Here is an 18,423-nt window from a genome sequence, read left to right as displayed (position 1 = left end):
GACAGACTGCTGCGGCGAATGCCCGCAGCGCGCGTTACGCCAGAACGGGCGCACCGAGACGCCCGCCCTTCGATCGGAGCGAAGATGAGCGAACCGTCCCTCGATGCCGTGCGCCGCGACCAGGCGGGCTGGATTTTCGTGCATATCGAAGGCGAGCCCTACGACCGCGGCGAGCAGCACGGCCAGTTGCTCGCCACGGAAATCCGCAACGCGATCCACACCGCCCGCTATCTCGCGAAGTGGGACACCGGCGAAGACTTCGACACGTTCGTCGACGCCGCGGTCTCGCAGTTCGCCAACAAACTCGACACCGAATTCGCCGACGAAATCCAGGGTATCGCCGACGGCGCCAAGCTGCCGTTCGCCGAAGTACTGGCGTGGAACGGCTACATGGATCTGCTGCAAAGCTGGTGGCCGGCCCACGCGGCGCAGCAGCAGCCGAACCTCGGCATGAAACCGTGGCGCGGACGGCGCGGGCACCACTGCAGCGCGTTCATCGCCACCGGCCGCGCGACCCGCGACGGCCGCATCGTGATGGCGCACAACTCGTGGGACCGATACGCGGCCGGCGACGCGTTCAATGTCGTATTCGACATCGTGCCCGATCAGGGCCACCGCATCCTCATGCAAGGCTTGCCCGGCTGCATCTCCAGCCTCACGGATTTCTGGGTGACCGCGGCCGGCCTGATGGTGACGGAAACCACCATCTCCAACTTCGCCGGCTACAACGCGGCCGGCGCGCCCGAGTTCTACCGCTCGCGGCGCGCGTCGCAGTACGCGAACAGCATCGGCGAATGGTGTGAAATGTTCGCGATCGCCAATAACGGCGGCTATGCGAATAGCTGGCTGCTGGGCGACACCAAGACCGGCGAGATCGCGCGTTACGAACTGGGTTTGCACTTCTCCGGCTTCGAGAGCACGAGAGACGGCTTCTACAGCGGCTACAACACCGCAACCGATCTGAAGATCCGCAATCAGGAATGCCTGGGCGAAGGCGAAGACTATACGGATGTGCGCAAGAACGGCGCGCGGCGCCTGCGTTTCATGCAACTGGAAGAGATGCATCGCGGCAAGATCGACGTGGAACTGGCCAAGGAAATGATCGCCGATCATCACGACGTCTATCTCGACCGCAACGACAACCCGTGCTCGCGCACCATCTGCGGACATCTGGAACTGGACGACGCGCGCTTCGGCGGCACCGATCACGGCCCGTTCAACCCATGGGGCGCCAACGACGGCAAAGTGGCCGACAGCGAAATGGCGCGCGAGATGGCGTTCAGCGCGCGCTGGGGCCATCCGTGCGGGCGGCCGTTCGACGCGCAGGCGTTCATGAAGCGGCATCCGCAGTGGAACTGGCTGAACGGCTACATGCGCGACCGGCCGTCGTGGCCGTGGACGCGCTTTGAAGCGTTGCGTTAGGAACCGTGCTTGCGGCGGCGCAACATGTCCAGCGCATGAGCGTTCGCGACGGCGCTGCTGCGAAGTCGCCGCGTTTCTGCCATCATCTGGAATCGACAATACCGTTTTGTCGGGAACGTGCGTGCGCTGCAAAATCCGCCATTCAGCATGGATTAGCGCGCAAGGTCACGTTTAGCATGGGCCGTCCTTTCGACGCGGGGACGGCACAGCGCTTGCTCCATTGTCAGCGCCGCATGAGCTTAGGAGGTCGGGTGATGAAAACCTCGACGCTGTTGACCATGGTGACGCTGTCAGCCTCTTGTTTTGCCGCGCCGGTTCATACCGCGCCGGACAGCATGACCGCCAATAGTCTTGCCGAACGCGCCAACGCCGCACCCGTTGCCCCCGCGGCGCCGGATGTCGCCGCCGCGGACAGCAATCGTCCGCAACATTGGGAACATATCGCGCTGCCCAAATCGCGACATCTCGACCGGAGCTTTACTGGGCAGAACGAGCACTTGCAGACCTGACGCGACCTGTCACATAGAGACGTGCGCGGCGCTGCATGCTTTACACTGCCTGGCGTTCACGGCCGCAATGCGGTCGAGGGCGCGCATGTGCTACAGCACCGGCATGCGCGGGCCGGCATCCATTGCGTTACGTCAGCCGCGCGCTTTCAACCAGCGGCAAGCGCCACGCCCAACCGTCTTACGAGGAGCGTTTGCATGACCGCATCGGCTATTCCCGGCGAATCGATTGACCTCCAGATCACCGATATTCTGGGCGCCGTCCAGTTTCCAACCAACAAAGACGCACTCGTGGACGCCGCGCGCGAAGCCGGCGCGAGCAACGAGGTCCTCTCGATGCTCGACGGCTTGCCGGAACAGGACTATGTCGACGTGAACTCGGTCACGCGCCTGATCAGCGGCAATTACAGCCCGGGACTCGGGGCATGAGCGAGGAGTCGGGTTCGTCGCAGCCTCGTTCCCGCCCGCCGTCCCTCTGGCTCGCGCCTGGCCTGAAACGCGAATCCGACTGGATCTACCGCTCGCCGCAGACGGCCGGTGCAAACGGCATCGAACGGATCGAGGCTTTCTTTCATCAGGCCGGCTACGCGATGCACCGGCACGATACCTATGCGATCGGCCGCACGCTGGCCGGCGTTCAGAGTTTTCGCTATCGCGGCAGCATCCGTAACAGCCTGCCGGGCGGCACGATGGTGCTGCATCCCGACGAACCGCACGACGGCCAGGCCGGCACCGGCGACGGCTTCCACTACCGCATGGTCTATGTCGATCCGGCGTTGTTCCAGCAGGCGCTCGGCGGCAGGCCGCTGCCGTTTCTGGAAGGTGGCCTGTCGAATGATCCGCGCCTCTTTGCCGCCACCGAGAGCCTGTTGCAGGCGATGGATAGCGCCATCGACCCGCTCGAACAGGACAGCGCGCTCCACGATCTGGCCGTCGCCCTCGCCGCGGTGGCCGGCGCGCCGGACGCGCCCCGTTCTGTGGATTACCGGGCGGCAACCCTGGCACGCGATTACCTGCTTGCGTCGCTCGATCGCGCGGTCACGCTCGACGAACTTGCCGCCGCGGCGGGTCGAGACCGCTGGAGTCTATCGCGGGATTTTCGAGCGCTGTTCGGCACCAGTCCGCATCGCTATCTGACCATGCGGCGTCTCGATCTCGTGCGGCAACTGGTGCTCAAAGGCGTGTCGCTAGCCGACGCCTCCGCCGCAAGCGGCTTTGCCGATCAGAGTCACATGACGCGGCATTTCAAGCACGCATGGGGCGTCGCGCCCGCGCAATGGCTGAAGATGGTCGGCTCGCCGGCGCGCGTTGAGTCGTTGAGTCGTTGAGTCGTTGAGTCGTTGAGTCGTTGAGTCGTTGAGTCGTTGAGTCGTCGAGCGGCTGCATACCTGATCGCGCGGCGCCGAACGGCCGCGCGCACAAACGTTCAAGACCCGCCTGCCCGTTACGCCGTACGCTTCCAGCCTGACATAACCGCTCAGGAGGAGCACGACGATGTCCGACGCTCAAACCATTCAACGGCCGTACCAAGCCATCAATTTCACGGAAAAACTGGCGCTTTTCAACGACCAGTGGCAAGCGCGCGTGGTCGCCGAAATGAACGACTATCAGTTCAAGCTGGTGCGAATCGAAGGGGATTTCATCTGGCACGAGCACGCCGACACCGATGAGACCTTCATCGTGCTCGACGGGCAACTGCGCATCGACATGCGCGATGGTTTCGTGCTGATTTCCGCCGGGGAAATGTTCGTGGTGCCGAAGGGCACCGAGCACAAGCCGTACGCCGAGCGCGAAGTCAAGTTGCTGCTAATCGAGCCGCGCGGCGTGAAGAATACTGGCGAGGAAGTCAGCGAACGGACCGCGGCGAACGACGTGTGGATTTAGGCAATCTCGTCGTTCGCCATGGCCCCGGCGGCCAGGTGGCTCAACCACGATGAACCATCTGCCCGGCAAGCGCACGGCTGGCCGGAAACCTTGGCGGCCCTCTTCAAACGCCAACGCCCCTCGCGCTCGACATCAAAACGGCGATGACGCCGCAATCCGCGAGCGCGCGGCGTTGGGCATGGGACGCGCTGCGTCGGCGGACAATTCCGGCTCCCGCAGATCGCCCATGTCCGTCATCACCTCCGCGGCCTCCGCTACCGAACGCGCCGGCGTCACGGTGCGCGGATCGCGCGCGTGCTGCCCCTGCTGCTGGAAATGCTCGACGAGATGGTCGATGAAAGTCCGCACCTTCGCCGGCAAATGCAGGCGGCTCGGATAGGCGATCGTGATTTCGATCTGCGGCAAACGGTAGTTGGCGAGCAGCGGCACGAGCCGCCCGGACGCCAGATCACGGCCGATCAGATAGTTCGGCAGGATCGCTACGCCCATTCCCAGCAGCGCGAACTGCCGGAGCATTTCCGTATTGTTCGCAACGATCGCATTCGTGGGGCGCACGCGGACTTCGCCGTCCGGCCCGGTAAAGACGCGTTCTTCGCCGCCCTGCTCGGACGGCCGGCTCAAACACGGATGCGTGAGCAGATGCTCGGGCCGCGTCGGCGTGCCGTGCTGCGCCAGGTACGCGGGCGTCGCGCAGACGGTCATATAGCCGGTGGTCAGACGCCGCGTGACGATACTCGCGCTGCGCATGTACCGCGTGACGAGAATGCCGACATCGAAGCCCTCCTCCACCAGATCGACGTGGCGATCCGCGAGCGTGACATCGGGCACGACGTCGGGATAGCGCGCGGCATAGGACTGCACCACCGGTGCAAGGCTATGCAGCCCGAACACCACCGGCGCGACGATGCGCAAAGTGCCGACCGGCTCGTGATTGCGCGCCACCACCATCTGCTCCACGCCTTCGAGGTCGTCGAGAATGTGCCGCACGCGCTCCAGATAAGTCGTGCCGGACTCCGTCAGCGAGAGGCGTCGCGTGGTGCGATTGAGCAGGCGGGTGCCGAGGCGCGCTTCCAGATCGGCGACGTGACGCGTGACAACCGCCGTGGAAAGATCCAGCGCGCCAGCCGCACGGACGAAACTACCGAGGTCGGCCACTCTGACGAAAACGCGCATCGACTGCAATTGGTTCATGGGACGACTCCTGCCGCGGTAAAGCCGGGCCGGCGCAACCCTCACGCCTGTATCGACCCGCTCGGCAAGGCGCGCGCGGGTTTGCCCAACGATCCGATTGTATCGACCCGATCATGTCCCAACCCTGACCTGAACATGACATTCCGGACAGGTTTGCGAGTGCGCTCGCGTCAACTCCGTGCGGTTTTTTGCAAGGTTTATTGCGGATTTGGAGTAGGTATAAACCCTAGGATGCTGGTATCATAGCCCCCGAAAGGGAAATCAATCGTTAATTGCTATGACACATCGTTTTCAGCTGTTCGAAAAAATCGCGTTCTCATTGGTCTGCTGGTCCGCTGCGGCGTGTTCGGCTTTCATCGCGTACGAACGTTGCCCGGACATCAAGGTGGTGCTGCATGTGGGCGAAGAGGTTCTGCGCTACAGCGGGCAGTATTCGTTCGTCTGCGCAACGCCGGTTGCCGACGCTTGCGCGCAGTTGCCGGCTGACTGACGCCGCGCTTTACGGCTTTACGTCTTACGGTTCGCGCCCGAACACCACGCGCGCAAAAAACCCCGCCAGCACCGTTTCAGCCATCTCCGCCGGCACGTTCTGCGGGTCGACCGTGTAGAAAAACTGCACGCCGTCGCACAAACCCATCAAGCCGATCGCCAGCGTCTCCGGCGGCATCACCATCGGCGTGCCCACACGCGCCGAAAACTCCCGGATATACGCGCTCAACTGCTCGAGCTTCTCGTGCATGAAAGCGTTAAAGCGAATCCGGAAACGGCCGTCTCGCACCGCGAGCAACTTCGCCTCGACCCACAGCAGGAAACACTTGTTCTCGCGATGCAGATTGCTGTAGTAGCGCAGCACGCGTGCTTCCATTTCTTCACGCGATGCCGCATCCGCGAAGATCGCCTGCAACCCCGCCTGCATGACTTCGTGGTCGCGCCGCAGTAGTTCGAGAAACAACTCGCTCTTGCTGCGGAAGTTCGAATAGAACGCACCGCGCGAATAACCCGCCGCCGCCGCGATGTCTTCGACACTCGCCGCAACGAAACCCTTCCTCATAAAAATGGCTTGCGCAGCGTCGAGCAATCGCTCGCGCGTCTGGTCTTTGCTCTGCTCGCGTGTCAGTCGTTGCCGTTTCATGGCCGCCAGTCTAGCACTGAAAAGAATCCGAATTCACTCCAACATTCAAATACATGTGTGTATTAGAATGCAAACCGTCATTCGAAGTCAGATGCGCATGCCAATTGCATAATGGCCCACGCGTCTTCGCTGGCGGGCCGCTGCGGCTTGCCGTGTTCGTTCGCTGTCTCCAGTTGGGGTAATTGTGAAGCGTCCCGGTTTTCCCGCATCGCCCGCGATGCGCCCGCAGTCGCGTCGGCGTGGCCGTCCCGTAAGCCCGCGCCACGCAGCATTCGTTCTGGTTCTTGCCGGCGTCGTCACGCTGGCCGCGTGTTCGAAGAAAGAAGCCGCCGCGCCCGAGCCGCGTCCGGTGGTCGCTGTCGCCGTGCATGCGGACGGCAGCGAGATGCAGGCAGCGTCGTTACCCGGCGAAGTGCAGGCCCGTTACTCGACGCCGCTGTCGTTTCGCGTCGGCGGGAAGATCGTCGAACGGCGCGTGCGCCTCGGCGATGTGGTGAAGAACGGGCAGATCGTCGCCCGGCTCGATCCGGCCGACCAGCAAAAGAACGCTGCCAGCGCGCAGGCGCAGCTTGCCGCCGCAGAGCACAGTCTTGTGTATGCGAAGCAGCAACTCGATCGCGATCAGGCGCAGGCGAAAGAGAACCTGATTGCGCCTGCCCAGCTCGAACAGACCACGAACGCATACGCATCCGCCGTCGCGCAGCGCGATCAGGCCGCGCAGCAGGCGGCGTTGTCGAAAGACCAGTTGCAATACACCACGCTCGCCGCCGATCACGCCGGCGTGATTACCGCCGAGCAGGCCGACACCGGTCAGAACGTCTCGGCGGGCCAGGCCGTCTACAACCTCGCCTGGAGCGGCGACATCGACGTGGTGTGCGACGTGCCGGAAAGCGCGCTCGCCGCGCTCTCCGTCGGGCAAACCGCCAACGTCACGCTTGCCGCGCTGCCGGGACGCAAGTTCGCCGCGCGCGTGCGCGAACTCTCGCCCGCCGCCGATCCGCAAAGCCGCACCTATCGCGCCAAACTCACGCTCGAGAACCCCGGCCCGGATGTGCGTCTGGGCATGACCGCGGATATCGAACTCGCCGCGTCGGCGAACACTTCGGCCAATCAGAACGGCTCGTTTACGGTGCCCGCCACCGCGTTGTTCCACGACGGCACGCAGCCCGCCGTGTGGATCGTGCGCGCCGCGGACAACGCGCTGGAACTGCGCCGAGTAACGGTCACGCGCTACAACGAGCGCACCGTGGTGATCAGCCAGGGCATCAAGGAGGGCGAGCGCGTCGTGCTGCAAGGCGTGCATACGGTGACCGCCGGCGAGAAGGTCCGTGCGATCGCGCCGCTGCATCCCGAGGACTTCGCTTCATGAGCACCACGCCTGAAGAGGGACGCTTCAACCTGTCCGCATGGGCACTGCGCCACCAGGCGCTGGTCGTTTTCCTGATCGCGCTCGCCACCGCTTTCGGTATCCTCGCCTATACGCGGCTCGCGCAATCCGAAGACCCGCCCTTCACGTTCCGCGTGATGGTGATCCGCACCTTCTGGCCCGGCGCGACCGCGCGCCAGGTGCAGGAACAGGTCACGGACCGCATCGGCCGAAAATTGCAGGAGACGCCCGCGATCGACTTCGTGCGCAGCTACTCGCGCCCCGGCGAATCGCTGATGTTCTTCTCGATGAAAGACTCGGCGCCGGTCAAGGACGTGCCCGAAACCTGGTATCAGGTGCGCAAGAAAGTCGGCGACATTGCGGCCACGCTGCCGCAAGGCATACAAGGCCCGTTCTTCAACGACGAATTCGGCGACGTCTATACCAACATCTACACGCTCGAAGGCGACGGCTTTTCCGCCGCGCAACTGCACGACTACGCTGACCAACTGCGCACGGTGCTGCTGCGCGTGCCGGGCGTCGGCAAGGTCGATTATTTCGGCGATCCCGATCAACACATCTATATCGAGATCGCCAATACGCAGCTCACGCGTCTGGGCATCTCGCCGCAACAACTCGGCCAGGCCATCAATTCGCAGAACAGCGTCTCGCAAGCCGGCACGCTGACCACCACCGATGACCGCGTGTTCGTGCGTCCCACCGGCCAGTTCAAGGACGTCAACGCTCTCGCCGACACGCTGATTCGCATCAACAACCGCTCGTTCCGTCTCGGCGATATCGCCACGATCAAACGCGGCTACGACGACCCCGTCGTCACGCAAATGCGCTCCGGCGGCAAGGCCGTGCTCGGCATCGGTGTGACCATGCAGCCGGGCGGCGACGTGATCCGCCTCGGCAAGGCGCTCGATCAGCAGATGGTCCAGTTGCGCCGCGCGCTGCCCGCCGGCTTGCAACTGGTCGAAGTGTCGAGCATGCCGAACGCGGTCGCGCATTCGGTCGACGACTTTCTCGAAGCCGTCGCCGAAGCCGTGGCGATCGTGCTGGTGGTGAGCCTGGTGTCGCTCGGCGTGCGCACCGGCATGGTGGTCGTGATCTCGATTCCCGTGGTGCTCGCCGTCACCGCGCTGTGCATGTACCTGTTCGATATCGGCCTGCACAAGGTGTCGCTCGGCACGCTCGTGCTTGCGTTGGGACTGCTCGTCGACGACGCGATCATCGCCGTCGAAATGATGTCGGTGAAGCTGGAGCAAGGCTGGAACCGCACGCGCGCGGCAGCCTATGCGTACACCAGCACCGCGTTTCCGATGCTCACCGGCACCCTCGTCACCGTCTCCGGTTTTTTGCCGATCGCATTGGCCAAGTCGAGCACCGGCGAATACACGCGTTCGATCTTCGAAGTGTCGGCGATCGCGCTGATCGCCTCGTGGCTTGCCGCCGTGGTACTGATTCCGCTGCTCGGCTATCACCTGTTGCCCGAGCGCAAACGCGAGGCGCACGAGACACATCTGCCCGACGATCACGAGCACGACATCTACGACACGCGTTTCTACCGGCGCCTGCGCGGCTGGATCGGCTGGTGCATCGAGCGGCGCTTCGTCGTGCTGGCGATCACAGTCGTACTATTCGTGCTGGCCATGGCGGGTTTCACGCTGGTGCCGCAGCAGTTCTTCCCGAGTTCGGACCGCCCCGAGTTGCTGGTGGATGTGCGCCTGCCCGAAGGCGCCTCATTCGAAGCCACATTGCGTGAGGCCACGCGGCTCGAAAAAGCACTAGTGGGCCGCCCGGAAATCGATCATACGGTCGACTTCGTCGGCACCGGCGCGCCGCGTTTCTATTTGCCGCTCGATCAGCAATTGCCGCAACCCAATTTCGCGCAATTCGTGATCACGGCGAAGTCGGTAAAGGATCGCGAAAAGCTTGCGCAATGGCTCGAACCTGAATTGCGCGACCATTTTCCGGCCATTCGCACGCGCCTGTCGCGGCTCGAGAATGGACCGCCCGTCGGCTATCCGGTGCAGTTCCGCGTAAGCGGCGACGACATCGCCACGGTGCGCTCGATCGCCGAGCGCGTGGCCGCGACGCTGCGTGCGGACCACGGCACCCGCAACGTGCAGTTCGATTGGGACGAACCCGCCGAGCGCTCGGTGCGCTTCGAGGTCGATCAGAAAAAAGCGCGCGAACTCGGCGTGAGCTCAGAAGACATTTCGAGCTTCCTCGCGATGACGCTCTCCGGCTACACCGTCACGCAGTACCGCGAACGCGACAAGCTGATCAGCGTCGATCTGCGCGCGCCCAAGGCGGAGCGCGTCGATCCCGCGCAACTCGTCACGCTGGCCATGCCTACGCCGAACGGTCCCGTGCCGCTCGGCACGCTCGGCCATTTGCGCAACGATCTCGAATACGGCGTGATCTGGGAGCGCGACCGTCAGCCGACCATCACCGTGCAATCCGACGTCGCGCCGGGCGCGCAAGGTATCGACGTCACGCATGCCGTCGACAAAGCGCTGGGCCAGATTCGCGGCAGCCTGCCGGTGGGCTACCGGATCGAAATCGGCGGCTCGGTCGAGGAAAGCGGCAAGGGCCAGACGTCGATCAATGCGCAGATGCCGATCATGATCATCGCCGTGCTCACGCTGCTGATGATCCAGTTGCAAAGCTTCGCACGCGTGCTGATGGTCGTGCTGACCGCGCCGCTCGGGCTGATCGGCGTGGTGCTCACGCTGCTGCTGTTCGGCCAGCCGTTCGGCTTTGTCGCCATGCTCGGCGTGATCGCGATGTTCGGCATCATCATGCGCAACTCGGTGATTCTGGTCGATCAGATCGAGCAGGACATCGCCTCCGGGCATAAGCGGTTCGATGCGATCGTCGGCGCGACCGTGCGGCGTTTCCGTCCGATCACGCTGACTGCCGCCGCCGCCGTGCTCGCGTTGATTCCATTGTTGCGCTCGAACTTCTTCGGCCCGATGGCAACCGCGCTGATGGGCGGCATTACGAGCGCGACCATCCTCACGCTGTTCTATCTGCCCGCGCTGTACGCCACGTCGTTCCGCGTGCGTGCCGATGAACGCGAGCCGCAGACGCCGTCCGCGTCCGGCACGACGCATACGGGGAATTGAGTATGACCACGCCCACGTTCTTCCGATATTCGCGCCTCGCCGCGCTCACTGGCGTGGCATGCGCGCTCGCCGCCTGCTCGTTCGGACCGAGCGGCGAGCCGCCCGCGATGCCGCAGCCGGCGCACTACGGCGCCGCAGCGCAGCCGACGCAAACCGTGCCCGCGCAAGGCGTCACGCAGCAGTTCGTGGTCGGCGAAAAGCCGGTGCCCGAATGGTGGAAGCTTTATCAATCGGACACGCTGAACGCTTTGGTCGACGAAGGCCTGCGCAACAGTCCGACGCTCGCCGCGACCGACAAAAGCCTCGCCGCCGCGCGCGAGCAGTTGCGCGCGCAGATCGGCAGCTCGATGCTGCCGACCATCGACGCCGGCGGCCAGGCGACCCGCAATCGCGCGCTGGCGATCCCCGAGATCGGACCCAACACGTTTCTGTACAACGTCTTCGTCGGTCAATTGCAGGCGCATTACACCTTCGACCTGTTCGGCGCCGCGCGTCTCGCCGATGCCGCGCTCGCCGCGCGCGTCAACGTTCAGGCCTATCAGTTCGACGCCGCGCGCCGCGCGCTGGCCGCCAATATCGTGACGGCCGCGATCACCAGCGCCGCGCTGCATGCTCAGATGGAGACGACCGAACGGCTCGTGACGATCGCCAACGATCAGGCGCGCGACACGCAGCGGCGGTACGTGCTGGGCGCGGTCTCGCATGCCGATCAGTTGAGCGCGCAACAGAGCGCGGCGAGTCTGTCGGCGAGCTTGCCGGGTTTGAAGCAACAATGGCTGAGCACGCGCCACGCATTGGCGGTGCTGCTCGGACGAACGCCTGATGCGGCGCCGGACGATCTCGAGCTTGCGCAATTGCATGTGCCTGAGCAGGTACCGGTGGTGGTGCCTTCGGAGCTGCTGCGCTCGCGGCCCGACATTCAGGCTGCCGACGCCGCGCTGAAGGCCGCGGCGGCCGACGTCGGGGTCGCCACGGCGCAGATGTTCCCGAGTCTGTCGTTGAGCGCGTCGATGGGACAAGGCGGTTTTAGCTGGCCGGTCGCGCTCTCGGGCGCGGGCGCGATCTGGAGCATCGGAGCGTCGCTGTCGCAGCCGCTGTTTCATGGCGGCGCCCTGTTCGCGCAACGACGTGCGGCGGTCGATACCTACGACGCCACGGTCTCGCAGTACAAGCAAACGGTGCTGGCCGCGTTCCAGAACGTCGCCGACACGTTGGCCGCGCTCGAACACGACTCGCAAGCGCTGGATGCCGCGAATATTGCGGCGCGCTCGGCGCAAGGCATCTTCGATGAAACCTCCGGACGCTACCGGCTGGGCGCGCTGCCTGTTGCGTCGACCCGTTCGAGCGAGCAGCAGTTTCGCAACGCGCAGCTCGACGAGATCCGCTATACGAGCGCGCGGCTGACGGACACCGCGGCGTTGTTCCAGGCCATGGGGAATCCGCCGGTTGAGACGGGGGTGGGTGGGGCTTCGGCGGCGGCGGCTTCGGCATCAGCGGCGAGCGCGGGAGTCGCTGAGTAGCTAAACCTGGGATTCCGTACGGACGGTTAGGAAGTTATCCCCGTTTTCTGTTCGCAAGTCCGTGGATAAGTCTTCGCCAATCACGCGAAATCCCAACCCACAAAGGTTCGCGGGCCACCTGAGGGGAATTTAGGCATTCCCCACGGCCCGACAAACACCGTTGTATGCGATGCCTGTTAATAGTACGTGTAGTTCATCGCTTAACACGGACTTGTGCTCGGGACGAAGAACCAGCTCCACAGGTCCCGCGCCCCGGTGCTCTTTCAGATACCGGTAAAGCCCATCCGTGATAAAGGCGCACGCGCTCATGCCTGGCCGAAAACTCAACGTCATACATCACACCCCCATGATCTTTTTGAGGGTCACGCCGCCGCTTCTGCGGGTGCGCTGTGAAGAGAAGACCGCTTGGATGCTGACCTGGACTCATAGGACCAGCGGGCTACCCGGCGCTGCGATCAGAATTGCGATGGTCGCAGCGCCGGGCACTTGGTCAGTTACTCCTCTGGTGACGCGTCAATGGGGTGTTGCGTAACGTTTAAACGCTTTTTGACTTCGGGCCGCCCCTCCGCGATCACGTTAAGCATTGCTACGCCGAGCTGCCGCGCTAACTCGTCGTCAAATTCGAACTCGTCGTCGTCCACAAAGAATGGTACTTCCATACACTCGGCCAGAAGCGGAGCCACCCTAGCTGACTCAACAATTTGCATGATCAACTGTTGTGGATTCTCGACGTAGGTCACAACCATTGAATACGGCGGACGTTTAAGCATCAATACCCCCTGCATTGTTGATATCTGTCAAAAGCGTTCGCCAAGCATAGAGCCCAGTTTCGCTTCCCTCTTGGTCCGGCCAGGAGACGGCATTCGTCTCTGTCGTTTTCATACTGAGCATAGCATTCGGCTTCATGAGTTTCCCTACCGCCGCATTTAACGAATCCACCATCACCTCCCTTGAACAGGCCGCTGTAAAGCGTTGACCGCTTCGCAGAACTCGTCAAATCCGGCACGAGCGAAGGATAGGGAACCTGCGCCTGATCGCTCAGCATCAACTCGGTGGTTTCGCGCCATGCCGGCAGTCAGGCGGGGTTTCGGTTAAGTTACATTACTGATCAATTAGTGCGAGGTCGTTAATACACGCATAGTTGCCCATTCCGCCAGGCGTATTGCTGGTCACGTCGAGCTTGCATGTCTTGGAGCCCGGCGTGGCGCCGGACTTCGCGTACAGTGAGAAGCAGTCGTCTGCATTTGCGCTGAACGCAAGTATCAGCAACACGAACGCAGCCATTAGACGGCCCGAAGATCCGGCCGCCTCCCCGTACAGTCTTTGTCTTTTCATTTTTATCCCTATTGGCTTGCTTTGTACTTGTTTGACGCACAAGCAACCTATAGGGACCAAGATGACCGGAAAATCCGACAACTCTTAAAATTACGCGCGACTTGCGTTCACACAAACCCGGACCAGGGAATGCCGACGCAAGCTGTAGGAACCCATAACAAAAATTATCAGATATCGTTGAGCCAAAGCAAAAGAATGGCGAACCCAAGGCATCCGATTCAGCCATATTCCCCGAGGCAACGAAGAAAAAATTTTTGGAGCACCGAGGACGATTACGACGTTTTGATAGATGCAGAACTGGCGCGCCGCCTTCACTTCAGCAAATAAGCTCGGCATTCTCGCCGTAGAGATCAAGCGCAGATATCAGACTCTAGTGCTGCGCCCGCAGAAAGCGGGCTATAGGAGTGTGTTCGTGCTGTGGTCGAGCGTTCCCGCTGCGAGGGCCGTGCACGGCTCGGTTGATCTTGCGACGAGCGCCACGCGCGACCATGCACCAAGTGGCATTTCGCGCGACTCGCCATCGAAACGGTAGCGGGAGTGGACACTGGTTCCCTTCGCCCCAGTACTCACTCGGCCGGGGAAGCGGGTGCCCTCGTCCGAGTGCGGCCATGATCGGAGACCTTGTGCATCGTAGGACACTTTATCCACAGTTTGTGTTGATAGAGCTGTTGATAACATCCGGAGATACCTACTAAGTCCTTGGCCGCGCACGAGATTCGTCCATCGATGCGTTTAACTACGCCGCCTGCTCACGCTTGGCCTGGCGCCGCGACCCCCATTGCAGCAGCCCGTCACAGGTCTGCATCAATAAACACTCGCCTCACCCGCCGGCCGGTTCTTGAACCGCTTGTGCACCCAATAATATTGATCAGGAATCCGTCTAACCTGCGTCTCGAGAAACGCGGTGAGACGCCGCGCGTCGACCGACACGTCGTCGGACGGAAAATCGCTCAGCGCTTCGAAGATATTCAGCTTGTATCCGCGGTAGTCCGGCAACACCTCCGTGACGAACGGCACTACCCGCGCATTCGCCGCACGCGCCATCCGCGAGACGGAGGTCAGCGTGCAGGCCGGCACGCCGAAGAACGGCACGAACACCGAATCGCGCAAGCCGAAATCCATATCGGCGGCCAGCATTACGGGCTTGCCTTCGCGCAACGTGCGCAACGCGCGCCGCACGCTGTCGCTGCGCGGGATCATCTCGGTGCCGAAACGACCGCGCTGGCGCTTGGCCATCGCGTCGAAGAGAAGGTTCGACATCGGCGTATAGAGCGATGCGACCGGATGCCGCGTCGAATACATCATGCAGCCCGCCTCGATGCCGACGAAATGGAAGCCGACGAAAATCGTCGGCTGACCCGTCATATCCGAGAGATCGATTGCGCTCTCCACCTCGACGAGGCGTGCGAGCGCCTGCGCATTACCGAACCACTGCGGCCCACGCTCGACATAGCTGCGGATAACGTGACAAAAGTGCGCACGCGCCAGACGTTCGCGCGCCTCGTCGCTCATATCCGGAAAACACAGCTTCAGATTGGTATGTACGACGCGCCGGCGCGTGCTCGGAATGCGGTAGAGCAACGCGCCGATACCCGTGCCGATTCGTGCGACCACGCTATACGGCAGAAACGCAAACGCGCGCAGCAGACCTGTCATCAGACAGATCAGAATTCGATTTTTCACGAGGCGGGACCCGGTGGATGCTGGATGGCAAACACGCCGCCCGCCGCAACCTCAACATTGCCAACGGACGAAGTGACAGGCGCGCGCGTCATACCGGGTCTCGCGCGGCGCGGAGTTCGAGAATGGACGTCCCGCTCGCGGCGAGACGCAGTGGTGCTGGAGGCCGAAACCGTTTAGGGAATAGGCGTCCTTTAGGACCCTTGATAAATGCACCGCAGGCGTGATTAAAACACACTGCGCCTGCCGCGCACACAATCCGCCGGGTGGGCCACGCGGCAATCCGAGCGAAAGCCGCGCCAGGCGCCGCTTCGCTTCACTTTCAGAATCTTGCGTGCGCGGACTCCGCCGTGCTCATGCGGCCCGCACACGCCTGCTGCGCCCCACTGAACGTCCCCTTGCGGGACATCAGGGCTTGTTGGACTCGAACAGATCCATGATCTGCTTCTTCTCGTTCGACGAAACGCTAGGCGGTGGCACGACCGGCGGCGTCATGCCCGCGGGTCCCACGCCGCCGACCGCGTCGCTCACGCCCGCGGTCGGATTCGCCGAATCGAGACCGATGCTGGCCACGAAGCCATTGCCCGGCGTCATGTCCGTGTAGAACAGCTCGCCGTCGACCGAAGTCACGCCGTCCGGCTGCGCCGGCTCGCTCTGCGGCACGCCGCGCAACGCGCGCTGCATGTACTCCACCCAGATCGGCAAGGCCAGTTGCGCACCGAATTCACGGCTGCCGAGCGTCTTCGGCTGGTCATAACCCATCCACGCTACCGCCACGAGCGATTGCTGATAGCCGGCGAACCAGCCGTCTTTCGCGTCGTTGGTCGTCCCGGTCTTGCCCTGCAAGTCCGAACGATGCAGCGCGTTGGTGCCGGCACCCGTGCCGGCCGTCGCCACCGAATGCAGCAGGCTGTTCATGATGAACGCGTTACGCGGCTCGAGCGTACGCGGCGCATCGCGACCGGCTGTGAGCGGTTGCGCTTTGGAAAGCGGCTCGCCGCGCGCGTCCGTCACCTCGTTGATCAGATACGGATTGATCCGGTAGCCACCGTTTGCGAACACCGAATACGCACCCGCCGACTGCAACGGCGTGACGAGGCCCGCACCGAGCGCCATTGGCAGATACGGCGGGGTCTTGTCGGCGTCGAAGCCGAACCGCTGCGTAACGAAGTCTTGCGCGTACTTGGTGCCGATGAACGACAGAATGCGGATCGACACCAGGTTCTTCGACTTCTGCAACGCGAGACGCATCGGCATCGGACCGTCAGGCTGGTCGTCGTCCTTCGGCTCCCACGCGTCGCCGCCCGGCGTGCTCGACGGGAAATAGAGCGGCGCGTCGTTGATGATCGTGGCCGGTCCGAGACCCTTGTCGAGCGCCGCCGAATAGATGAACGGCTTGAAGCTCGAACCCGGCTGACGCCACGCCTGCGTGACGTGGTTGAACTTGTTCTTGTTGAAGTCGAAGCCGCCCACCAGCGCGCGAATCGCGCCGTCCTGCGGCGTGAGCGACACCAGCGCGCCCTCCACCTGCGGCAGTTGCGTGATCTGCCAGTTGCCCTTGTCGTCGGCGAGCACGCGCACGATCGAGCCGACCTTGATCTTCGTGGCGGCCGTGGCGCGCGCGCTCAATGCGCCGGCGACGAAACGAAGACCGTCGCCGCTGATCGCGAGCTGCGTGCCGTCCACCAGTTGCGCCTTGACCTGCTTCGGATTCACGTCCGTCACCACGGCGGCGATGATCTCGCCGTTATCGGGGTGATCGGTGAGCGCGTCGTCGATCGTCTGATCGCGGTCGTCACCCGGCGCGGGCAGTTGGACGAAGCCTTCCGGCCCGCGATAACCATGGCGCCGCTCGTAATCCATCACGCCCTTGCGCACCGCGCGATAGGCGGCGTCCTGGTCGGCGGAGTCGATCGTGGTGGTGACGTTCAGGCCGCGCGTATAGGTTTCGTCCTTGTACTGCGCGTACATCATCTGCCGGACCATTTCGGCGATGTACTCGGCATGCACGCTATATTCGTTGCCCGGATTCTTGGTGTGGATCTCTTCCTTCACCGCCTGGTCGTATTGCTCCTGGCTGATGTATTTCAGCTCGAGCATGCGCCGCAGAATGTACTCCTGACGTATCTTCGCGCGCTTCGGATTGACCACCGGGTTATACGCGGACGGCGCCTTCGGCAAACCGGCCAGCATCGCCGATTCCGCCAGCGTGATGTCTTTCAGGTCCTTACCGAAGTACACGCGCGCGGCAGCGGCAAAACCGTATGCGCGCTCGCCCAGATAAATCTGGTTCATGTACAGCTCGAGTATCTGATCCTTGGTCAGCGCGCGTTCGATCTTGTACGCGAGCAGCATTTCGTAGATCTTGCGCGTGTAGGTCTTCTCGCTGGAGAGGAAGAAGTTGCGCGCCACCTGCATGGTGATCGTGCTCGCGCCCTGTGAGGCGCCGCCGTGCGAAAGGTCGGACACACCCGCCCGCAGAATGCCGATGAAGTCGACGCCGCCGTGTTCGTAGAAGCGGTAGTCTTCGATCGCAAGCACCGCTTTCTTCATCTGATCAGGAATGTCCTGGAAGCGCACGAGACTGCGCCGCTCCTCGCCGAATTCGCCGATCAGCACATGGTCCGCGGTGTAGACGCGCAGCGGCACCTTCGGCCGATAGTCGGTCAGCGCGTCGAGCGACGGCAGTTGCGGCCCCATCACCACCAGCGCATAGCCGATGATCAGCGCGCCCACCACCGCGATAGTCGCGATCAGGCCGGCGAACCAGATGGCGAGGGTCGCGCCGATTGAACGGCGGCTGGCCTCGGCGTCGCGCGAAGCGGCATTGCGACCTGGCGTGCGTTGGTAGGAATCCCGGTCTTCACCAGACGGAGAATTGGATGAATGCGGTCGTTTGATGATTGGCATGACTGGAATAGTGGGCGCATGACTGAACGCCTTTCTGCACGCGCTCATGGCGCGCACATGGTTCGTGATCGAGCAGCGTAGCCTGAGGCGCAAACCACCGCGCGGCCCTTTGCCCCCGGCCGGCCGCACGGCATGCCCGGACACTGTCCGGCGCAACGTAACAGCGCATTTTAAAAGAAATCGCGCGCGCTCCAAGTTAGTTTTTTTGTAAGAATTCCCTTCGCGCGAAAGGAGTCTGTAGTTCCGGGCAGTGATACGAGCGCTTTTGCGCCCCGCTGGAGTTATTCACAGAAAATGTTGAAAGGCCTGTGGACAAGCCGCCCGCAAACGCTACAACTCG

Annotated in this window: 14 protein-coding genes; 9 read left to right on the top strand and 5 right to left on the bottom strand. The window is 63.0% G+C overall.

Annotated elements, in window-relative coordinates; translation table 11 throughout:
- Nucleotides 1-84: 84 nt before the first annotated feature.
- The 5 genes from BLW71_RS04955 (at nucleotide 85) to BLW71_RS04935 (ending at nucleotide 3,812) form a co-directional block, all read left to right on the top strand.
- Nucleotides 85-1,422, top strand: coding sequence for a C45 family autoproteolytic acyltransferase/hydrolase (locus BLW71_RS04955; RefSeq protein WP_091793711.1), 1,338 nt, complete (start codon nucleotides 85-87; stop codon nucleotides 1,420-1,422).
- A 254-nt stretch (nucleotides 1,423-1,676) separates the two neighbouring features.
- Nucleotides 1,677-1,931, top strand: a complete 255-nt coding sequence (locus tag BLW71_RS04950; protein ID WP_091793709.1) for a hypothetical protein — start codon at nucleotides 1,677-1,679, stop codon at nucleotides 1,929-1,931.
- A 195-nt stretch (nucleotides 1,932-2,126) separates the two neighbouring features.
- Nucleotides 2,127-2,357, top strand: coding sequence for a DUF2795 domain-containing protein (locus BLW71_RS04945; protein WP_091793707.1), 231 nt, complete (start codon nucleotides 2,127-2,129; stop codon nucleotides 2,355-2,357).
- Nucleotides 2,354-3,256 (top strand): AraC family transcriptional regulator, encoded by a 903-nt coding sequence (locus BLW71_RS04940; RefSeq protein ID WP_218157113.1) that lies wholly within the window; start codon nucleotides 2,354-2,356, stop codon nucleotides 3,254-3,256. Before BLW71_RS04945 ends, BLW71_RS04940 begins: the two co-directional genes overlap by 4 nt.
- Before the next feature lie 166 nt (nucleotides 3,257-3,422).
- On the top strand, nucleotides 3,423-3,812 hold the full coding sequence (locus tag BLW71_RS04935) for a cupin domain-containing protein (RefSeq protein WP_091793705.1): 390 nt from the start codon (nucleotides 3,423-3,425) through the stop codon (nucleotides 3,810-3,812).
- Nucleotides 3,813-3,944: 132 nt separating this feature from the next.
- On the opposite strand, the gene BLW71_RS04930 is transcribed toward BLW71_RS04935, so the two are convergent.
- A complete protein-coding gene (locus tag BLW71_RS04930; protein WP_091793703.1) occupies nucleotides 3,945-5,003 on the bottom strand; it encodes a LysR family transcriptional regulator in 1,059 nt (352 codons plus the stop codon).
- A 277-nt stretch (nucleotides 5,004-5,280) separates the two neighbouring features.
- Here BLW71_RS04930 and BLW71_RS04925 point away from each other — a divergent pair, with 277 nt between their 5' ends.
- Complete coding sequence (locus BLW71_RS04925; protein WP_091793701.1) at nucleotides 5,281-5,493, top strand: hypothetical protein; 213 nt, start codon at nucleotides 5,281-5,283, stop codon at nucleotides 5,491-5,493.
- Nucleotides 5,494-5,517: 24 nt separating this feature from the next.
- Here the strand turns inward: BLW71_RS04925 and BLW71_RS04920 are convergent, their stop codons facing one another.
- Nucleotides 5,518-6,135 (bottom strand): TetR/AcrR family transcriptional regulator, encoded by a 618-nt coding sequence (locus BLW71_RS04920; RefSeq protein WP_091793699.1) that lies wholly within the window; start codon nucleotides 6,133-6,135, stop codon nucleotides 5,518-5,520.
- Between the two features lie 217 nt (nucleotides 6,136-6,352).
- Between BLW71_RS04920 and BLW71_RS04915 the strand changes: the two genes are divergently transcribed.
- Genes BLW71_RS04915 through BLW71_RS04905 form a run of 3 tightly spaced genes read left to right on the top strand, consistent with a single transcriptional unit; the run spans nucleotide 6,353 to nucleotide 12,158 of the window.
- The gene (locus BLW71_RS04915; protein WP_091793697.1) at nucleotides 6,353-7,504 is read left to right on the top strand and encodes an efflux RND transporter periplasmic adaptor subunit; all 1,152 of its coding nucleotides are present in this window, start codon (nucleotides 6,353-6,355) and stop codon (nucleotides 7,502-7,504) included.
- The gene (locus tag BLW71_RS04910; protein ID WP_091793694.1) at nucleotides 7,501-10,638 is read left to right on the top strand and encodes an efflux RND transporter permease subunit; all 3,138 of its coding nucleotides are present in this window, start codon (nucleotides 7,501-7,503) and stop codon (nucleotides 10,636-10,638) included. Before BLW71_RS04915 ends, BLW71_RS04910 begins: the two co-directional genes overlap by 4 nt.
- Nucleotides 10,639-10,640: 2 nt before the next feature.
- Complete coding sequence (locus tag BLW71_RS04905) at nucleotides 10,641-12,158, top strand: efflux transporter outer membrane subunit (RefSeq protein ID WP_091793692.1); 1,518 nt, start codon at nucleotides 10,641-10,643, stop codon at nucleotides 12,156-12,158.
- A gap of 494 nt (nucleotides 12,159-12,652) precedes the next feature.
- On the opposite strand, the gene BLW71_RS04900 is transcribed toward BLW71_RS04905, so the two are convergent.
- From BLW71_RS04900 to BLW71_RS04875, 3 genes are all read right to left on the bottom strand, one after another.
- A complete protein-coding gene (locus BLW71_RS04900; protein ID WP_038457847.1) occupies nucleotides 12,653-12,928 on the bottom strand; it encodes a hypothetical protein in 276 nt (91 codons plus the stop codon).
- A 1,369-nt stretch (nucleotides 12,929-14,297) separates the two neighbouring features.
- Nucleotides 14,298-15,176, bottom strand: a complete 879-nt coding sequence (locus BLW71_RS04880; protein WP_091793688.1) for a lipid A biosynthesis lauroyl acyltransferase — start codon at nucleotides 15,174-15,176, stop codon at nucleotides 14,298-14,300.
- A 405-nt stretch (nucleotides 15,177-15,581) separates the two neighbouring features.
- A complete protein-coding gene (locus tag BLW71_RS04875; protein WP_091793686.1) occupies nucleotides 15,582-18,083 on the bottom strand; it encodes a penicillin-binding protein 1A in 2,502 nt (833 codons plus the stop codon).
- Between the last annotated feature and the right edge of the window lie 340 nt (nucleotides 18,084-18,423).

Origin of the sequence: Burkholderia sp. WP9 (assembly GCF_900104795.1) — a bacterium.
In the GTDB taxonomy this organism is placed as follows: Bacteria; Pseudomonadota; Gammaproteobacteria; order Burkholderiales; family Burkholderiaceae; genus Paraburkholderia.
The sequence above is the reverse complement of the archived record's forward strand: the minus strand, read 5'-3'. Positions and strand labels throughout refer to the sequence as shown.

Excerpts from the sequence above, each read along its gene's own strand:
- BLW71_RS04925 (WP_091793701.1), top strand. The coding sequence starts at position 5,281 with ATGACACATCGTTTTCAGCTGTTCGAAAAAATCGCGTTCTCATTGGTC.
- BLW71_RS04935 (WP_091793705.1), top strand. The coding sequence starts at position 3,423 with ATGTCCGACGCTCAAACCATTCAACGGCCGTACCAAGCCATCAATTTC.
- BLW71_RS04920 (WP_091793699.1), bottom strand. The coding sequence starts at position 6,135 with ATGAAACGGCAACGACTGACACGCGAGCAGAGCAAAGACCAGACGCGC.
- BLW71_RS04930 (WP_091793703.1), bottom strand. The coding sequence starts at position 5,003 with ATGAACCAATTGCAGTCGATGCGCGTTTTCGTCAGAGTGGCCGACCTC.
- BLW71_RS04915 (WP_091793697.1), top strand. The coding sequence starts at position 6,353 with ATGCGCCCGCAGTCGCGTCGGCGTGGCCGTCCCGTAAGCCCGCGCCAC.
- BLW71_RS04940 (WP_218157113.1), top strand. The coding sequence starts at position 2,354 with ATGAGCGAGGAGTCGGGTTCGTCGCAGCCTCGTTCCCGCCCGCCGTCC.
- BLW71_RS04945 (WP_091793707.1), top strand. The coding sequence starts at position 2,127 with ATGACCGCATCGGCTATTCCCGGCGAATCGATTGACCTCCAGATCACC.
- BLW71_RS04905 (WP_091793692.1), top strand. The coding sequence starts at position 10,641 with ATGACCACGCCCACGTTCTTCCGATATTCGCGCCTCGCCGCGCTCACT.
- BLW71_RS04955 (WP_091793711.1), top strand. The coding sequence starts at position 85 with ATGAGCGAACCGTCCCTCGATGCCGTGCGCCGCGACCAGGCGGGCTGG.
- BLW71_RS04910 (WP_091793694.1), top strand. The coding sequence starts at position 7,501 with ATGAGCACCACGCCTGAAGAGGGACGCTTCAACCTGTCCGCATGGGCA.
- BLW71_RS04875 (WP_091793686.1), bottom strand. The coding sequence starts at position 18,083 with ATGCCAATCATCAAACGACCGCATTCATCCAATTCTCCGTCTGGTGAA.
- BLW71_RS04900 (WP_038457847.1), bottom strand. The coding sequence starts at position 12,928 with ATGCTTAAACGTCCGCCGTATTCAATGGTTGTGACCTACGTCGAGAAT.
- BLW71_RS04950 (WP_091793709.1), top strand. The coding sequence starts at position 1,677 with ATGAAAACCTCGACGCTGTTGACCATGGTGACGCTGTCAGCCTCTTGT.